General features: G+C 40.5%; 12 protein-coding genes. 10 read left to right on the top strand and 2 right to left on the bottom strand.

What is annotated here, in order from left to right:
* The first annotated feature begins 49 nt into the window (after window positions 1–49).
* From COJ96_RS21545 to COJ96_RS28295, 5 genes are all read left to right on the top strand, one after another.
* Window positions 50–1846, top strand: coding sequence for a sensor histidine kinase (locus COJ96_RS21545; protein ID WP_098575840.1), 1797 nt, complete (start codon window positions 50–52; stop codon window positions 1844–1846).
* On the top strand, window positions 1821–3404 hold the full coding sequence (locus tag COJ96_RS21540; protein WP_257148586.1) for a response regulator transcription factor: 1584 nt from the start codon (window positions 1821–1823) through the stop codon (window positions 3402–3404). The genes COJ96_RS21545 and COJ96_RS21540 overlap by 26 nt, the downstream gene beginning before the upstream one ends.
* A 26-nt stretch (window positions 3405–3430) precedes the next feature.
* Window positions 3431–4756 carry an ABC transporter substrate-binding protein gene (locus tag COJ96_RS21535; RefSeq protein WP_098575838.1) on the top strand — a complete coding sequence of 442 codons (1326 nt, stop codon included), beginning with the start codon at window positions 3431–3433 and terminating at the stop codon, window positions 4754–4756.
* A gap of 160 nt (window positions 4757–4916) precedes the next feature.
* Complete coding sequence (locus tag COJ96_RS21530; RefSeq protein ID WP_098575837.1) at window positions 4917–6218, top strand: hypothetical protein; 1302 nt, start codon at window positions 4917–4919, stop codon at window positions 6216–6218.
* A complete protein-coding gene (locus COJ96_RS28295) occupies window positions 6112–6555 on the top strand; it encodes a hypothetical protein (protein WP_142333034.1) in 444 nt (147 codons plus the stop codon). Before COJ96_RS21530 ends, COJ96_RS28295 begins: the two co-directional genes overlap by 107 nt.
* On the opposite strand, the gene COJ96_RS21520 is transcribed toward COJ96_RS28295, so the two are convergent.
* Window positions 6529–7434 carry a nuclease-related domain-containing protein gene (locus COJ96_RS21520; protein ID WP_098575835.1) on the bottom strand — a complete coding sequence of 302 codons (906 nt, stop codon included), beginning with the start codon at window positions 7432–7434 and terminating at the stop codon, window positions 6529–6531. The two genes, COJ96_RS28295 and COJ96_RS21520, sit on opposite strands and share 27 nt — an antisense overlap.
* 262 nt (window positions 7435–7696) lie before the next feature.
* Here COJ96_RS21520 and COJ96_RS21515 point away from each other — a divergent pair, with 262 nt between their 5' ends.
* The 5 genes from COJ96_RS21515 to COJ96_RS21495 all read left to right on the top strand — a co-directional run bounded on the left by COJ96_RS21515 (window position 7697) and on the right by COJ96_RS21495 (window position 13856).
* A complete protein-coding gene (locus COJ96_RS21515) occupies window positions 7697–8632 on the top strand; it encodes an ABC transporter permease (RefSeq protein ID WP_098576150.1) in 936 nt (311 codons plus the stop codon).
* A gap of 18 nt (window positions 8633–8650) precedes the next feature.
* The gene (locus COJ96_RS21510; protein WP_098575834.1) at window positions 8651–9532 is read left to right on the top strand and encodes a carbohydrate ABC transporter permease; all 882 of its coding nucleotides are present in this window, start codon (window positions 8651–8653) and stop codon (window positions 9530–9532) included.
* 61 nt (window positions 9533–9593) lie between these two features.
* On the top strand, window positions 9594–11210 hold the full coding sequence (locus COJ96_RS21505; protein ID WP_098575833.1) for an ABC transporter substrate-binding protein: 1617 nt from the start codon (window positions 9594–9596) through the stop codon (window positions 11208–11210).
* A gap of 85 nt (window positions 11211–11295) precedes the next feature.
* Window positions 11296–12774 (top strand): glycoside hydrolase family 32 protein, encoded by a 1479-nt coding sequence (locus COJ96_RS21500; RefSeq protein WP_098575832.1) that lies wholly within the window; start codon window positions 11296–11298, stop codon window positions 12772–12774.
* A 95-nt stretch (window positions 12775–12869) separates the two neighbouring features.
* Window positions 12870–13856, top strand: coding sequence for a carbohydrate kinase family protein (locus COJ96_RS21495; protein WP_098575831.1), 987 nt, complete (start codon window positions 12870–12872; stop codon window positions 13854–13856).
* A gap of 75 nt (window positions 13857–13931) precedes the next feature.
* Here COJ96_RS21495 and COJ96_RS21490 read toward each other — a convergent pair whose 3' ends face one another.
* Window positions 13932–18356, bottom strand: coding sequence for a pullulanase X25 domain-containing protein (locus tag COJ96_RS21490; protein ID WP_098575830.1), 4425 nt, complete (start codon window positions 18354–18356; stop codon window positions 13932–13934).
* Window positions 18357–18679: the final 323 nt, after the last annotated feature.

Genomic DNA, 18679 nt, shown 5'->3' with positions numbered 1-18679 from the left:
AATTGAGAAATAGATTGTAAGGGTTTTCTTTTTTGTTTGGGGGGATAGCATGTTTTTTTCCTTACGGAATCGCTTATTCATAATATTTACGTGTTTGTTAACGATTCCCTTAATCATTTTATCGATTATTATCCCACGATGGTTTACATCTATTATTGAAGACCAGACGCAGGATCTAACCATAGAAGCGATGGATCAGTACTCGCTGTATACGGACTCGATTACAACCCAGGCGGAGGATTTAGGTAAACAGGTCCTAGTCAATCAAACCACACAGCAGTGGCTAAGGTTAGAAAAAAAAGATGAAGAGATACCACGAGAACAGAGCTTGTTACAGAAGAATCAACTGAAAATGCTGCTTTCTTCGATGATGGTGAACAATTCAAATGGGATGTCTATCTCCGTCGTTTTAAATAACGGTGAAGGAGCATGGGGAAATAATTCCAATTTACGCAACCTAGATTGGTTTCAAGACTTTACTATTAATGAACAGCGATTTGTTAAATCACATATTGATCCATATATGCCGGCACAAGGAACTAGTAATAGTTATATGTTGCCCCTCGTTGATTTAAATACAGTTGTTTCCTACGGATTTATAAAGGTTAATTTCCCTTCAACATTGCTAGAAACAGCCTTAGGTAAAATCTCGATTGGTAAAAATGGACATGCATATTTATTAGATCAACAGGGAGCAAATGTGTTAGAGGGGAAGATTGATACCCCTAAATCGGTATTGAAAAGTAGTTTAAATAAAATAAAAACTAGTCAGAAGGAAAAGGGTTTATTAGAAACGGATTATCAAGGCGAAAAATACTTTGTGTTTTTTCAAAAGTTAGCAGTAGGTGATTGGATTCTAGTCAGTGAAGTGACTAAGTCTGACTTATTCTCTAAAGTAAATATTCTGCAACGTAACCTATTTTTAATTAGCGCCCTCGTTTTTTTATTAACGATTGTGGCTTCTTTCGTGCTTTCTTCTAATATCGTCAGCCCGTTAGGAAAACTAGCAAAAGCAATGAAATTTATCGAACGTGGCGATTTTTCAGGAGCCAAACACTTTATGCCAACGATTAAATCGTCAAACGATGAAGTTGGTTACGTAGTAAAAGTGTTCGACCATACTGTCGACCAATTGAAGAATTTAATTGAAACTGAATATGAAGCGAACATTCGTAGGAAAGATGCGGAATACAAAGCTTTATTACTGCAAATCAATCCTCACTTTTTAAATAATACACTTGAAATTATTGGCGGATTAGCCGTACAAGGAAAAAGTAAAGAAGTTATGAACGTAAGTATCTACTTAGGCCGGATGATGAGGTACTCCTTGAATACACAAAATGATGTGGTGAGATTGGGTGAAGAGATCAGCTATATCCGCAGCTATACAGATATTTTAAAGGTGAGATATGAGGATGCAATTACGATTGATCTTGTAGAGGATCCGGAGACAAAAAATCTTCCTATTATTAAATTCATTCTCCAACCGCTTGTTGAAAATGCCGTTAAATATAGTTTTATAGAAAAAACTACGGCTGATATTTTTATAAAAACCGAAAAAATTAACAATCAAGTATTGATAATTTTAGAAGACAAAGGGATTGGCATGTCTGAAGAAGTGATATCTGATTTAATGAATGAAGAAATAAAGAATGGAGCAATTAGTGTCTTAGAGAGCAAAGGAAACAGTATTGGGCTAAAAAATGTGCTTGGCCGATTAAAGCTTTACTACGGTCAAGATTTCTCGTATAAGATTGAATCTGAAAAAAATGTAGGCACGAGGATTACATTGTGTATTAATTTTGACCGAGGTGATATACATGATGAAGGTCATCATAGCGGATGATGAGATTCAAATACGTAAAGGCTTGCGGATGAAAGTGGATTGGGAAGAGGAAGGGTTTCAAATCGCTGGCGAGGCTTCCAATGGGAAAGAAGCACTCGAATTGCTTGGGGAAATGGATATTGATCTAGTCCTGACAGATATGAGAATGCCCATTATGGATGGCCTTGAATTGGCTAAACGCTGTCAGCAGGAATTTCCAAACGTTAAAGTAATCGTATTATCGGGTTATTCCGATTTTGAATTGGTCCGTGGTTCCATGAAGGAAGGGGTTAAGGACTATCTATTAAAGCCCGTTGCCCCGGATGAACTAGTGGAATCCTTACAAAAAATCCGTAAAGAAATAGAGACGGAGAGGCAAAAACAGGTTGAAACGGCGCAGATGCGTCAGCTTGTTCTATCTCAACTGCAAGAAGTGCAGGAACAATACTTGCTTTATTTGGTGAAAGAGGAATGGCTGGAGCTTAATTTAGTCATCGAGAGACTACGTCAGCTTCAATTAGAGCAACTCGTCAATAAGAACGCTGTTGTCCAATTTGTTACTGTGGAAATTCGAGAGAGTTTTGGTAATCCCAATCGATTAAAAGAACTCTGGCTTCCTTTTCAAATGCTATGTAAGGAAATCTCAAAAGAGCATATAGGAACTTATTCCTTTTACGACCCAAGCTATGCTAATATGGTTCATTTTTTAATACGAATTGATTTAAATAATCCTTCTAATTTAGTTGAAAGTTTACAACGGAATGTGAAAAGGTTGTTGAATTTAGAAACAGTTATTGGAATTGGCAATGTTGTCACGGGTCTAGCAAACTTTAAGACAGGTTATATTTCCAGTTTGCTTGCTTGGAGCCAAAGTCAGCTAGGCTCCCAATCGCAGGTGATTGATGCGGCGATAACGAAAGAGGAAGCGTTTGAATTTTCACCTGATTTTGAGAGAAAGTTAACTAATGCGATTGAAAATGCTAGTTTCGAAGCGTTTAGAGAAAATATTCACTCCTTATTACAAGGAGATGGGAACCAATCGATATTATCGTTTTCGTTTGCTGCCAATCGAGTGTTATTTCTTTTAGGGTCACTTGCCAAAAAATATGATATTGAAACAAATGATATTCAAAAAAATATTTGGAATTGCCAACAAAGTATTTGGGAGCTTAATTCGCAGAGTAAAGTGCTTGAAAACCTCCTTCACTTAGCCCAATTAATAATTGAAAAGGTGCGTTTGGCACGATTTTCAAATGGGAAGTTAATCGTCGATAGTGTTCGAAATTATCTGGATCAGCATTATGCCAGTGAGATTTCACTGACCTTATTATCGGAACTATTTCATATCAATAGTGCTCATTTATCGGAAACCTTTAAGAATTATGTTGGTCAGAATTTTAGTGATTATCTGGTGAAAATACGAATGGATAAAGCCCAGCAATTTCTGAGAGACAAGCAGCTTAAAATCATTGATGTAGCAAATTTAGTTGGCTTTTCTAACTCCGGCTATTTTAGTACAGTTTTTAAAAAACATGTGGGACAAACACCGGTTGAATTTCGTAATGCTATAGATTCCTAAGTTTTCAGGAAAGAAAGGGAATGTAGATGAAGAAATGGTTCACTATTTTTGCAGTGATTCTTATGGGTATTTTAGTGTATGCATTGTCCTTTTTTGATACATTCTCAGGCAGCGGCCAAAAAGAGAAAGGGGACACGGTAAAGGATTCCGAACGAATCCAGTTGACGTTCTGGCGAAATGGCGGGAATGTGGCAGAAAATAAAGCATATGAAGAATTAGTTGCTTCTTTTGAAGCAGCTAACCCTAATATTTTGGTGAATATGAAGTCGATTCCCTATAGTGATTATGAAATCAGGTTGCGAACGGAACTTGCCGCGGGGAACCCTCCGGATATTTTGACCATTGACAGTCCTACGCTCGGTCTGTATGCAAATACGGGTTCGTTATTATCAATCGACCCTTTCATGAGAAAAGAGGGGAAGATCGATGATATCCCTGACTCTACTTTAAAAGGATTAAGTTATAAGGGACAAATTTATCTCGCCCCGATTGTCGAGTCAAGTATTGCATTATATTACAATCGACATTTACTAAAGGCGGCTGGAATCCCAGATCCACCAACAAATCCCAATAACCCTTTAACATGGGATGAGGTATTGGAGATTGCTAAGAAAGTAAATAATCCTGCTAAAGGAGTAATTGGAATAGACCCAGCTCAGGGATTTAATGATGGAGAATCTCCTGCTTATTTTAAAACACCACTCCTTTGGCAGTTTGGGGCTAATGTTTTAAGTCCTGATGGAACTACTGCAAGCAGCTTTTTAGATTCAAAAGAAGCAATAGATGCTCTGCGATTTTACCAGAACTTGTATCATAAATATGGTGTTGCTTCGATAGAAATACCTGGTGGTGCCTTTGAAGAAGGGAAGCTGGCAATGACTGTGCTTGGCTCTTGGACACTGACAGATTTGGAAAAAAATCATCCTGAGTTCAAACTGGGAGAAGATTTTGGAGTAACTCCCCTGCCAAAGGGTAAGTATCAGTTTGTTCCCAATGGCGGATGGGCGCTTGGCATCACATCAAAGTCAAAACACCCACAGGAGGCATGGAAGTTTATCAAATATGTCACTGGATATCAAGGTGTGAAAAAGTATGTAACCATTACCGGTGATATCCCTGCCCGATACTCTGTCGCAAAAGATTTCCCAGAGTTGAACGAATATCCTAAAAACATATTTGTACAGCAAAGCCAAAAATATTCAAAGAACCGCCCGGTTACTCCTGCTTATCCGGTTGTCAGTGATGCCATCAGAAGATTATTTGAGGATGTTGGAATCGGCGGAAAAGATGTAAAGGTTGCGGCGAAAGAGGCCGTTGAAAAAATCAATACAGGTCTTAAAGAAATCAAATAAATCCAGGATAATGGCAATTAGTAGTAAGAATCTCCTCTAGTTAAGGTACTAGAGGAGATTTTTTTATTATAAGATATCCCTATTGGCTCAGGTGGTTTTTAGGATCCGATGGACAAAACCACACAAGAGAACAGGAAAAATGTCTATTGGGAGGGTTCCGATGGACAAAACGGCCAAAGAGAACAGGCAAAATGTCTATCGGGAGGGGTGCGATGGACAAAACGGCCAAGAGAACAGGCAAAATGTCTATCGGAAGGGGGTCCGATGGACAAAACGGGCCAAGAGAACAGGAAAAATGTCTATCGGGAGGGTTCCGATGGACAAAACCACACAAGGGAACCGGCAAAATGTCTATCGGGAGGGTTCCGATGGACAAAACGGGCCAAGAGAACCGGCAAAATGTCTATCGGAAGGGGTGCGATGGACAAAAGGGGCCAAGGGAACCGGCAAAATGTCTATCGGGAGGGTTCCGATGGACAAAACGGGCCAAGAGAACAGGCAAATTGTCTATCGGAAGGGTTCCGATGGACAAAACGGCCGAAGGGAACCGGCAAAATGTCTATCGGAAGGGGTCCGATGGACAAAACGGGCCAAGAGAACCGGAAAAATGTCTATCGGGAGGGTTCCCATGGACAAAACGGCCCAAGAGAACCGGAAAAATGTCTATCGGAAGGATTCCGATAGACAAAACGGGCCAAGGGAACCGGCAAAATGTCTATCGGAAGGGGTGCGATGGACAAAACGGGCCAAGAGAACGGGCAAAATGTCTATCGGAAGGGGTGCGATGGACAAAACGGGCCAAGGGAACCGGCAAAATGTCTATCGGGAGGGATCCGATGGACAAAACCATACAAGGGAACCGGCAAAATGTCTATCGGAAGGGGTACGATGGACAAAACGGGCCAAGGGAATAGGCAAAATGTCTATCGGGAGGGTTCCGATGGACAAAACGGCCCAAGAGAACCGGCAAAATGTCTATCGGAAGGGGTGCGATGGACAAAACGGGCCAAGAGAACAGGGACTATGTCTATCGGGAGGGATCCGATGGACAAAACGGGACAAGGGAACAGGAAAAACGTCTATCGGGAGGGATCCGATGGACAAAACCACACAAAGGACCGGCAAAATGTCTATCGGGAGGGTTCCCATGGACAAAACGGCCCAAGAGAACCGGCAAAATGTCTATCGGAAGGATTCCGATAGACAAAACGGGCCAAGGGAACCGGAAAAATGTCTATCGGGAGGGTTCCCACGGACAAAACCAAACAAAGGAACAGGAAAAATGTCTATCGGGAGGGTTCCGATGGACAAAACCACACAAGGGATCCGGAAAAATGTCTATCGGGAGGGATCCGATGGACAAAACGGCCAAGGGAACAGGCAAAATGTCTATCGGAAGGATGCCGATAGACAAAACGGGCCAAGAGACCAGGCAAAATGTCTATCGGGAGGGTTCCGATAGACAAAACGGCCCAAGAGAACAGGAAAAATGTCTATCGGAAGGGATCCGATGGACAAAACCACACAAGAGAACAGGCAAAATGTCTATCGGAGGTGTACGATGGACAAAACCACACAACGGAACAGGCAAAATGTCTATCGCAAAGGTTCCGATGGACAAAACCACACAAGGGACCACGCAAAATGTCCATCGGAAGGGACCCGATGGACAAAACAGCCCAAGGGATCAGGCAAAAGTCTATCGCAAAGGTTCCGATGGACAAAACCACATAGAGAACCCTGAAAAAAGTCTTTCACAAAGTTCCCAAGGATTACTCATAATAAGTCCAATTACGTAACCCTACCGTCTTAAAATTTCTCTCTAGAATTCTGCTTATTCTTTTCTTAGACTTAACCACCATACACCATTCATGCACAACCTTGGTCGTTATTTTCAGATTAGGAAAAAGGAGCTTAATTTCATTCACATTACGTAAAACAGCAGCTTCAACTATCTCTTTGCATCCACAATCATTACACACAACATTCTTTCCCAAGACAGTGATCATAAATGAACCACAATCTCTGCAAGTAATCCCCTTCTTCAGTTGCTCATAGTCATATGGAGGTACCTTAATAAATGAGGAGTCTCTATCATGTAACGAAACTAGCATTTCAGCTAGCTTCTTATTCTGGTCGGATAATTTCGAAGGAGCTGTATTTAATTCTTCCATTAATGTGTCTAACTGCGTTGGATAAATGATAGGTTCGTTAAGAGGAGCTTGGTATAAGGTAAACCGGGGGTTAATAAAAACAACCTTTCCCTCAATTAATAGATTATATCCGTGCTTTTGGAGGAATTGGCGGAATAAGGATTTGCTGCGCTTCAACTGATCGAGCGGATTCTTAATTTCCTTTTCAGCGAGCGTTTCAAAGACGCCGTTGCGAAAACAATAATCGCCTTCGGAATTTTTTACATCAAAAACGCTAATTGTCTTTTGAAAAATGATCGTGGTATCTAGTTGGAACGTTGTGTCATTAATCTTCAGCACCAAATCATTTAAAATATAACACTCACTCCTAATCTTCTCTGTTAACAAATCAAACTGAACTTCACCCGCAAAACCTTTTTCTTGGTATAAATAATACCGCTTCTCCTCGTGTGAAAGATTCATTCGGTTGTGTAAAATTCGTAGTTTGATTAAATCAACTGGGACTGTTCGGGCTTTAAAAGGCATTTCCCACATCCTCTCTCATTTTCAAAACTCCATATTCATCATACAAAAATTAACAGACGATATGCGTGAATACTTTGTTAAATTTTCCTCAGCCTTAATGCAATCATTTTCAACTGCCGAAAATTTTAAACCTCCGTTTCCAAAGATATTAAACTCTTCCCTTTTTCAAATTTGTTAAAGTTAGAACCAGATAAACCAATATAGATAGGAGGTTAAAAGATTGCAAGAATTAGTAAATACCCAAAAAGAAACCGCTTTAAAAATCCCATCTGAAAAGAAAGCAGTATCGAAATTGAAAAGCAAAATCGATTATATCATCAAAAACTACCATCTTTATTTGCTTATCGCACCAGCTGTTATTCTAACTATCATCTTTAAATACATCCCCATGTATGGAGCCGTTATTGCCTTTAAAGATTTTAGTACGATCAAAGGGATAGTAGGAAGCGATTGGGTGGGAGTAGAAAATTTCACCAAATTCTTATCTTCACCAAATTTTGCTGACATTTTTATGAATACGCTTAAACTTAGTTTTTTTGGACTAATTATAGGATTTCCAGTCCCAATCATCCTTGCGTTAATGCTAAATCAACTACGAAGGGCAGCTGTTAAAAAGAATATTCAACTTGTGCTCTATGCACCAAACTTTATTTCGGTAGTTGTAATCGTGGGTATGGTGTTCATTTTCCTATCACCAACAGGTCCCATCAATCACCTTGTTAGTTTCATAACAGGAAAACCGCTAATGTTCATGTCAAATCCAGATTACTTCCGGTCAATCTATATCATCTCTGGCATTTGGCAGGCTGCAGGCTGGTCATCGATTATCTACGTTGCCGCTTTAGCCAATGTGGACCCTGAATTGCACAATGCAGCAACAATTGATGGAGCAAATATTCTTCAAAGAATGATCCATATCGATTTGCCGACACTGAAGCCATTAATGGCCGTGACCTTTATTTTGGCAGCGGGAGGGATTATGTCGATTGGCTTTGAAAAGGCATATTTGATGCAAACCTCAATGAATTTACCTTCATCAGAAATCCTGCCTACGTATGTCTATAAGGTAGGGTTGCAGTCAGGTGATTATGCTTATTCGACAGCAGTTGGCCTATTTAATTCAGTCATAAACGTCATTCTATTATTTGTTGTAAATAAAATCGTGAAGAAATTAAACGAAGGAGAAGGTTTATATTAACGAAAAAGGAGTCTTGATATGAATATTAAGCACACCCGCATAGACCGAATCATATTAGGCTTTAATAATATCTTTCTATGCATCGCTGTATTAGTCGTGTTAGTGCCCTTGGTTTATGTCGTCCTTGCCTCATTCATGGATCCAACGGTTCTATTAAATAAAGGGATTTCATTCAATTTTTCAGAATGGAGTTTTAAAGGGTATCAGCTGATTTTATCCAATGATGCAATGGTACGAGGCTTTATCAATTCGATTCTATATTCGGTAGGATTTGCGATTGTCACTGTTGTGGTCTGCATTTTCGCGGCCTACCCGTTATCGGTAAATGGTTTTGTCGGAAAAAACTTCTTCATGACACTATTTATGATCACTATGTTTTTCGGTGGCGGGCTTATCCCTACTTACCTAGTTGTAAAAGACCTCGGGATGTTAAACACCCCCTGGGCGATTTTACTACCTGGGGCTGTTAATGTTTGGAATATTATCCTGGCAAGGACGTATTTCAAAGGAATTCCATACGAATTGCATGAAGCAGCAAAAGTGGATGGAGCCTCAGATCTATTAATTTTCTTTAAAATTGTTTTGCCGCTTTCAAAACCAATCATCTTCGTCTTGGCGATGTATGCGTTTGTTGGTCAATGGAACTCTTACTTTGATGCAATGATATATCTCGAAGATCCAAATTTACACCCATTACAATTAGTTTTGAGATCGATATTAATCCAAAATCAAGCGGGGCCGGGAATGATTAGTGATCAGCAGGCAATGGCTGAACTTAAAAAGCTCTCAGAAATGATTAAATACTCATCCATTGTCATTTCCAGTCTGCCGCTAATGGTCATGTATCCATTCTTCCAAAAATATTTTGAAAAAGGTGTAATGGCGGGCTCATTGAAATAATGAGCCAATTTAATAGATTTACTTGTAAATGCTTACACATAACATTTAGGAGGATAAGTATATGAAAAATGTAAAAAAAGTTATGGCTGCCTCACTTGCTACGATCTTACTAGTTTCGGGTTGCAGTAACAACAGCAAAAGTGAAACAGCATCATCCAAAGAATACAAACTAAAGGATATTTCTTTTCCTTTAAAGGAAAAAGTGACATTGAATTTTATGACCCAAAGCTCGCCATTAGCGCCGGCTGACCCTAATAAAAAATTGATTTATAAGCGTTTAGAAGATCAATCTGGAGTTCATATTAAGTGGAAAAACTACACCTCAGATGCTTTTATTGAAAAAAGGAACCTCGTAATGGCGAGCGGTGATTTACCGGATGCGATCTTAGATGCAGGTTTTAATGACCATGATCTATTAAAGCTAGCAAAAGATGGGGCGATTATTCCGGTAGAAGATTTAATTGAGAAATACATGCCTAACTTACAAAAGGTCCTCGAGGCTGCACCTGAATATAAGGCGATGATGACAGCTCCGGATGGACATATTTATTCCTTTCCATGGATTGAGGAGTTAGGTTCAGGGAAAGAAAGTATTCACTCCGTCGATGATTTCCCATGGATCAATGTCGAATGGTTAAACAAATTAGGTTTGAAAATGCCGACAACAACTGAAGAATTAAAGCAAGTATTGATCGCTTTTAAAACAAAAGATCCAAATGGTAATGGAAAAGCTGATGAAATCCCAATGTCGTTTATTGGTAAGCAAGCAGGCGGGGAAGATTTAGCGTTCTTATTTGGTTCATTTGGCCTTGGGGAAAACTGGGACCATACGGTTGTAAGCAATGATGGGAAAGTCACCTTTACTGCCTCAGACAAAGGCTATAAAGAGGGGATAAAATTCCTCAATGAGTTATATAAAGAAGGCCTACTCGATGTGGAAGCGTTTGAACAAGATTGGAATACGTATCTAGCAAAAGGTAAAGATAATCGTTATGGTTTATATTTTACTTGGGATAAAGCTAATATTACCGGAATGAATGACAAGTATGACTTAATGAAGCCACTGGCTGGTCCTGATGGTCATGTGAATGTAGCTAGAACCAATGGAATGGGCTTTGATCGAGGTCGAATGGTTATTACAAGTGCAGATAAAAATATTGAATTGACAGCAAAATGGATCGATCAATTATATGAACCAAAACAATCTGTACAAAACAACTGGGGAACATATGGCGATAAAACGCAGCAAAACATCTTTGAATTGGATGAAGCGGCAGAAATGCTAAAACATTTACCATTAGAAGGTTCTGCGCCAGTAGAATTAAGACAAAAAACAAATGTCGGCGGGCCATTAGCGATTTTAGATGAGTATTATGGAAAAGTTACCACGAAGCCAGATGATGCAGCATGGAGATTAGGGCTAATGAAGGATGTTATGGTACCGCATATGACTGCAGAAAATATTTATCCAAGAGTATTCTTCTCATTAGAGGATAGTGACAAACTTACTACCATTGAAACAGATATGTTTGCTTTTGTGATGAGAAAACGTGCGGAATGGATTCAAAATGGCAAAGTGGAAAAAGAGTGGGATGGATATGTGAAAGAATTAGACCGCTTGGGGTTACAAGATTGGATAAAAATCAAACAAGCAGGATACGATAGAGCGACAAAATAATAGATTAAAGTTTTGGCTGAGGCTGTACAGTGCAAGTATTTGTACAGTCTTATTCCAATGTAAAATAACAAGGGAGTGAGACCAAATGACACAAAGATATAAAGAAAAGCATCGGCCGCAATTTCATTTTTCCCCTGAGGAAAAATGGATGAATGACCCGAACGGAATGGTCTTTTTTAATGATGAATATCACCTTTTTTACCAGTACCATCCCTTTGGTACAACTTGGGGACCCATGCACTGGGGTCATGCCGTTAGTAAGGATTTAATTCATTGGGAACAGCTGCCCATCGCACTTTATCCTGATGAGCATGGAGCCATTTTCTCAGGTAGTGCAGTCGTTGATTGGAATAACACATCAGGTTTTTTCCAGGATGAACCAGGGTTAGTCGCCATTTATACAAGTGCCGATACTTATCCGGACTCCGAACGTCCGCGTCAGCGTCAAAGTCTCGCCTATAGTGACGACAATGGTAGAACATGGACGAAGTACGAAGGAAATCCAGTCCTGTCTGATGTCAACATTACCGATTACCGTGATCCAAAAGTATTCTGGCATGAAGAAACGAATAAATGGGTGATGGTTTTAGCAACTGGGCAAACCGTAACCATCTATACATCTGCTAATCTAAAAGAATGGGAGTTTGCTAGTGAATTTGGCCATCAGGCTGGTTCACATGACGGCGTGTGGGAATGTCCCGACCTGTTTCGTTTGTCAGTTGATGGAGATGAAAACAAGCAAAAGTGGGTCATGTTTGTCAGCATTGGTGATAACCCGGAGTTTAAAGAAGGGTCAAGAACCCAGTATTTTATTGGTGATTTTGATGGTTCCACATTTGTAAATGATCATCACGATGAAACGGTCCTTTGGGTAGATTATGGGCGGGATAATTATGCTGGTGTCAGCTGGTCAGATATCCCTTCACATGATGGCAGAAGAATTTATATTGGCTGGATGAGTAACTGGCGCTATGCAAACCAAGTACCAACGGAAGAATGGCGCAGTGCGATGACTTTACCTCGAGAATTATTGTTAACTTCTAGTGAGGCTGGAGTTCGCTTGGTTCAAAAGGTGGTTTCAGAAATCAATTCGATTCGAAAAAGCTCAGAAGTTTATCAGGACCTAACGATTGAATCAGGTCAGCCTGCATCTTTTAATATGTTCAGTCCACTGGTCGAAGTTAATTTAGAGTTTGAAAAACAAACTTCCAATTCGTTTGGTATCGTCTTACAAAGTTCAAAAGATGAAAAAACAGTGATTTGTTATGATGTGGAAAGGGAACTAATAGCAGTTGACAGAACTAATGCAGGAGAAAATAGTTTTTCAGAATCTTTCGCAGCGGTACAAGAAGCTCCTTTGAAAATGGAAAATGAAAAAATCAATCTTCAAATTTTTGTCGATACCTCTTCCATTGAATTATTTGCAAATGATGGGAAGGTAGTAATTACTAGTTTAATCTTTCCAAATCAGCCATATGAAAAAATTGTTTTGTTTTCAAATGAAGGAGACACCCAGGTGTCTTTATTAAAATTAACAGAACTAGAATCTATATGGGGGAAGTAATTTCATTATTCAACAAAGCTCTAATCGAATATATCGAGTTAGAGTTTTGTTTTTGCAAGAAGAATGATTTTAGAAGAAAGGAAGAGTGAGAGGAAATGAAGACCAATACATCCGTCATTTGTATCGGCGAATTATTAATTGATTTTTTCTGCACAGATGTAGACATCGATTTAGTTACAGGGCAACATTTTGAAAAACAGGCAGGGGGAGCTCCCGCCAATGTGTGTGCAACGATTGTGAAACTAGGGGGCAGTGCCCTCTTCAGTGGGAAAGTTGGCAAAGATCCGTTCGGGTATTTTTTAAAAAATACTTTAGACGAAGTGAATGTTGATACCTCGATGCTGGTTCTCGATGATGAGCATCCAACCACGCTAGCATTTGTGTCATTAAAAGCAAATGGCGAAAGAGATTTTGTCTTTAATCGTGGGGCCGATGCCTTCTTAACGGAAAATGATCTTGATAAAAATAGAATCATGGATGCGGGTATTCTTCACTTTGGATCAGCGACTGCTTTATTAACGGATCCCTTTCAATCTACTTATCTAAGTGTCATGGAAGCGGCAAAGGAAGAAGGTAAATTTATCTCATTTGACCCTAACTATCGAATTGACCTTTGGAAAGGGGGAAGAGACCAATTTGTAGAGTTAGCGCAAAAGGGAATCGCTATCGCTGATTTTGTAAAAGTAAGCGATGAGGAATTAGAAATTATCTCTGGCATGAAAGAGTTGAGTGATGGAATCGAAGTTCTACATCAACTGGGAGCATTAGTCGTTGCGGTTACTTTAGGAAAAGAAGGAACGATGATTTCTAATGGGCAAAATATGGAGCTGGTTCCAAGTATAAAAGTAGATTCTATCGATTCTACCGGTGCGGGTGATGCATTCGTAGGCGCAACACTTTACCAGTTGGCTAGAACAACAGAACCAAAGAGAGTTTTAAAAGACTTCGAACAACTGAAACAAATCATTTTCTTTAGTAATAAAGTGGGAGCAATGGTTTGTACGAAAGTAGGCGCCATTTCTTCCATACCGACCCATGAGGAAGTAATCGGTTTTAAGGATAAGTTGATAAAAAGTTATTAAATTCGTCATGTATTTAGAAAAAGTTAATTGGAAAAAAGGTCTGCCATGATCCCGGCAGACCTTTTCGATGACCGCTTACTTGGTCTCGCTTATCGTTTTTGTTAGGATATCAATGACATAGTTCTTTGTATTCTTGCTAATAGAACCGCCGTCCTCTTTAAAGATGGAGGACTTTGTGGAGTCAGTTGGTTCGATATGAACAGGTACTTGTGTCTGTCCTGCCTTAAGGGTAAAGGATTGAGTGAAATTCATATCATTTCCGACTGTCACTTTTTCCCCATTGATGGTGAAGTCAGAACCCTTGATCGCATTCCCCTTGACGGTCATAGTCGTACCATTCACATCAATTTGACTGACTGCCAGCGGCATATCAATCCAGCGCAAAATCGTATCCTGTACCACCATTTTGTTGTTGCCTTGGTTCGTGACCACAATTTTCATATCGGTTCCTGGGGCACCATAGCCATAGTTACTGATATCGTCATCCGAATGATCGGATGGTGTATGATCTGTTAACCCTTCATGATCCCAAGTATTATCCCTCGTATATTTATACGTAAGCTCAGTTCCTTCTTCAAGTTCCACTGTGTATTCCCAATCAGGCGTCACAGCGCCATTACGGCTCATAGTCCAGGCACTAGTATTCCAACCATTCAAGCTGCCTGGTATATTGACCTGCGCTGCTAAAGCAGTATAATCCGGTGCATGAACCTTAAAGGTTACTTGTACCATAACAATTTCAGGGGTTACACGTACCTTGTTAGATTCTACATGGTTTCCAGCCTGGTCATAGACACGCACTTGATATTGGTAGGCAGTTCCATTTGCCACCTGATAATCACGGAAGGTGGCGGCGCTGCCGTCCAATGTTGAAAGAATTTGGCCGTCACGGTAAATGACCGTTTTAAATGGCTGATCCGGCTGCGTGAGTTTCCAATTCAAGTTGACCTGACCGGATTCCTTGATCGGAGTGTCCAAAGTTACATCATTAGCAGGCGGGGTAGTATCAGACGTGCTGTGTGAAAAGGTCACTTCACCAGTAATTGAGTAAACCCATGTATTCCCTAAATCCGGCGTAAAGGCCATTCGGTACTCATATTTGCCCGCCTCATACGCTGTAAAGCCTCCCTGAAACTCATTTGCCTGGTCTCCCTGAGCCTGGCCATTATACAAAGCTTGGTAAGATGTCCAAGCGGTTTGGCCTTTCATTCTTACTTGGAGAACGGCCGTGATTCCTTCTGCTGCACCAGTTTCTGTCGCGCCTGGCAGGTAAAAAGCTGCTTTAACATTGGAGGTCTGTGCCAGATTCAGTTCCCCGTTATCTAATGTAGTCAGGTCCTTAATACTAGCCTTTGCAGCATCGTAATGAGGCACAAGGCCGGATGGGGCTGCAGGTACAGATTCATTACCACTTTCATTTACGGCCGTTACAGTAAAATAGTAGGTACGACCATTATTTAAATCGGAAATGTTCACAGATGTACCTGTAGTTTCCTTCACTTTTGTCCATAATCCACCTGAAACTGTAGATTGATAGACATTGTATTTTGTACCTGTTCCTGTCCAGCTTAAAGTAACCTCCTTAGAACCTGCTGTGCCGGTAACTTCTTTAACAGGCTGTGGTTGTTTAACATCATTAACCGTTATTAACATTCTTCCGGACTCAGCTGGAACTGTTAATGACAGCTTGCCATCCTTCGTTGTAGTCACATATTTAGGGTCCAATTGGTCCACAAAACGAAGACCATTCGCGAGCAGCACTTTTGTATCGATATCAACCGTTTGTGTGGTTTTCCCTCTGTTAATAATGACAAGTCCAGATTTTGTTTCTTTTGTCCGGACATAGGCTAACACATCACCCTTTGCGTATATATGGTGCAGATCGCCATGAGCGAATAGGTCAGCATTTTCCTTGCGGATTTGACCAATCTTTTGATAGTGTGCAATGAGGTCTTTGTTTTCGTTCCCCCACGGATATGTGCGTCTGTCATCTGGGTCTTTGGATCCTGTTTGACCCGCTTCATCTCCGTAATAAATGGTTGGTGCTCCAGGGTAACCCATTTGCAGGATAGAAGCCAGCTTCAATCGCTTCACACCTTCATCGTATTTGTAGTTCGGATCTTGTTCCGCTCTGAAATACGTATCGGTTCCATTGCCTAACAGGAAGATTGCCCGAGCTGTATCATGGGATCCCATCAGGTTCATGAGGGCATAAAAAGCTTCCTTTGGATAGTCCTCCTGTATAGCGAGAAGTGTGTTTTGTGCATTAGCGGCATTACCGTTCTTTAAGTAATCCAAAATGGCTCCGCGGAAACGATAGTTCATGACTGAGTCATATTGATCCCCTAAGAAGTACTTGGATGCATCATCCCAAATTTCACCTAGAATAAGTGGCTCTTCTTCTTTTTGAAGTGTTTTTCCAGCTCCTATCATAGTCTTGGACTTCATTTGTTTGCGGAATTCCTGCCAGAAGGAACTGTCCACTTCATTAGCTACATCCAGGCGCCAGCCAGATGAACCTCGATTAATCCAAGTTTTTCCTACTGAGTCCTTGTCATAAAAAATATAATTAGCCAATGCTGTGTTGTTAAGTTCACTTGGATGTTCAACCTTTGTGCCATTAACGGATTCGAATACAGGAAGACTGTCGTATCCCCACCAGCCTTCATACTTATAATGCTCCCCCGTCGAAACACCGTTGACTTTTTCATTTGGAACTTTAACATTTTCAATATGGAACCAGTTTTCAAAGCCGTATGGGCTAAAGGTTTGTCCTTCAGCCATGAGTTGTTGTTTGGCCTTATCCTTAGCTGCAGTTTCAGACAATTTTTCGTCATTCATTAAATCGTAAATACGAGACCAGTATTCATAGGCACCCACTGTTTTATATTTGTGGTAGCGGTCAAAATAGATGGAATCATCAGCCACATGATTAAATACCCCGTCTAAAATCAGGTGCATGTTCCGTTTAGACAATTCCTTGGAGAAATCATCGAATTCTTTTTCCGAGCCAAACATCGGATCCACCTGTTTATAGTCTGTTGCATCATATTTATGGTTGGACGGTGCAAGTGCAATGGGGTTTAAATATAGGGTATTGACGCCAAGTGATTGAAGGTAATCAAGCTTCGCCTTAATACCAGCAATGTCGCCGCCAAAGAAGTCGTTTGTAAATTCACCGTCCCCTGTGTAGGAGCCAGTGCCTTGTTCATATGGATTATCAGGCAAGGATGACCAGGAGTCGGGATGTTCTATTGGCTGGCTGCCTCGGGCTCCAATCTGATCCTTTACATGGTCATTTGCTTTGTTGCCGTTATAAAAACGATCAGGATAGATTTGATAAACAACAGCTTCCTTCATCCAATCCGGTGTTTGATAGCCCGGGTCGAAAACGGTCAATTGGAAGAGACCTGCATTTTTATCCTCCGCTTTACCGGTATGCCCATCCTGTGTGTCTTCTCCGTATTCCACTGTTGTATCCTGATCCCCGGCAATGAATTTATAGCCGTGAACTCCTTTGTCAGACGGTGTAAAGGTGGCTTCCCAGAACTCAATGGCACCTTTGTCCTTTGTGTCTGTCCAGCCTGCATTTTTCATTGAAAGCACCTTTATTGTGCCTGTATTATAGTTTTTCACATACAGGCTGGCACTTGTTAGGTCACCCTTTTTTGCCGATACCCGTAATGTGACGGGTTTCCCTGCAGGAATTGCCCCAAACGGCGTCCGGTATACTTGGTCCCATGAATCATGATAAAGAGCATTCTTATCTATCATGCCATCAGATCCAACAGGTTTATAATCTGAATAAACTTCTTTTGTTTGGTTGTTATAGAAAAATGTGATTGTCGTATCAGAGAGTACATTCAGCTTCTCATTTGAAGCAGGGTAGGATTCCGTCCAGTCCTTTCCCAATACAATCTTGTATTCGTAGCTGCCTCTAGGTACCTTTGCAGTAAAGGAATAGATGTTGTCAAAATGGGTGTCCTCCATTAACGCTGTTGAGTCTGCCGGACTCCAGGCAGACCCTGCCTTAATGGCAGGTTGAATGCTTCCAACTAAACGAGGCATCTTGTCTTCTGCCAAAAGTGTATAATGGGTACTGTCAGCAATGGCATGGGTAGTGTCATTGTAGTAGAAGGTGACTTCTTTTTGTTCGGTCAGAGTTAGTTTAATGTTGTTTCCGCCAGGCGCGCCGCCGTCTCCGTAATTTTCATTCCAGCTTCCTCCAATGGCGATTTTGTACTCGTATGCTCCTGCCGGCAGTGTGCCGGTAAAGCTATACAAACCATTTCCTTGGTAAGCCATTTGCGTTTTGGAAGAGGATGGATCCCAATCTCCTGAATTCCCTAAAACTGCCTGCAGACTGCCAACAAGTACAACCTGCTTTGGTTCTGTTTCTGCCGCTTTGGCTGTTTGACTTGTCACAAGTCCAGAAAATAATTGAAGAATTAGTCCAACTACTGTAACAAGTGACAGAAGTGATTTCTGCTTTCTCTTCATGAAAAATCTCCTTTCCCTTACCTAGTAATCTAGGAAACCGTTTGCATGAAATTGCACAAAAATCGTATGTAAAATGCATAGGAGGCTGTTGTATTGTGCAAACGTTTGCGCAATCGTTTTCAAAACTTATTATATCTATTTCTCAGCGCAATTCAATAGAAAATTGGAAATAAAATCTTAATTTTCTGATATATGGTTATTGAAATCGAGAGGTCTCTTATTTTTTAGCTGTATAACTGATTATAAAGCCTTTATAATAAAGAGTGGAATGTGCAATCGTTTTCGCAAATGTTGGAATATGCAAAAATAAGCGTCTCTATTAT

It is taken from the genome of Bacillus sp. AFS073361 (assembly GCF_002567005.1).
In the GTDB taxonomy this organism is placed as follows: Bacteria; Bacillota; Bacilli; order Bacillales; family Cytobacillaceae; genus Neobacillus.
Note: the sequence above shows the minus strand (reverse complement) of the source record. Positions and strands in the feature narration are given on the sequence as shown.

Bases quoted from the DNA above. Each gene is read 5' to 3' on its own strand.
- COJ96_RS21545 (WP_098575840.1), top strand. From the start codon at position 50: ATGTTTTTTTCCTTACGGAATCGCTTATTCATAATATTTACGTGTTTG.
- COJ96_RS21540 (WP_257148586.1), top strand. From the start codon at position 1,821: ATGATGAAGGTCATCATAGCGGATGATGAGATTCAAATACGTAAAGGC.
- COJ96_RS21535 (WP_098575838.1), top strand. From the start codon at position 3,431: ATGAAGAAATGGTTCACTATTTTTGCAGTGATTCTTATGGGTATTTTA.
- COJ96_RS21530 (WP_098575837.1), top strand. From the start codon at position 4,917: ATGGACAAAACGGCCAAAGAGAACAGGCAAAATGTCTATCGGGAGGGG.
- COJ96_RS28295 (WP_142333034.1), top strand. From the start codon at position 6,112: ATGGACAAAACGGCCAAGGGAACAGGCAAAATGTCTATCGGAAGGATG.
- COJ96_RS21520 (WP_098575835.1), bottom strand. From the start codon at position 7,434: ATGCCTTTTAAAGCCCGAACAGTCCCAGTTGATTTAATCAAACTACGA.
- COJ96_RS21510 (WP_098575834.1), top strand. From the start codon at position 8,651: ATGAATATTAAGCACACCCGCATAGACCGAATCATATTAGGCTTTAAT.
- COJ96_RS21505 (WP_098575833.1), top strand. From the start codon at position 9,594: ATGAAAAATGTAAAAAAAGTTATGGCTGCCTCACTTGCTACGATCTTA.
- COJ96_RS21500 (WP_098575832.1), top strand. From the start codon at position 11,296: ATGACACAAAGATATAAAGAAAAGCATCGGCCGCAATTTCATTTTTCC.
- COJ96_RS21495 (WP_098575831.1), top strand. From the start codon at position 12,870: ATGAAGACCAATACATCCGTCATTTGTATCGGCGAATTATTAATTGAT.
- COJ96_RS21490 (WP_098575830.1), bottom strand. From the start codon at position 18,356: ATGAAGAGAAAGCAGAAATCACTTCTGTCACTTGTTACAGTAGTTGGA.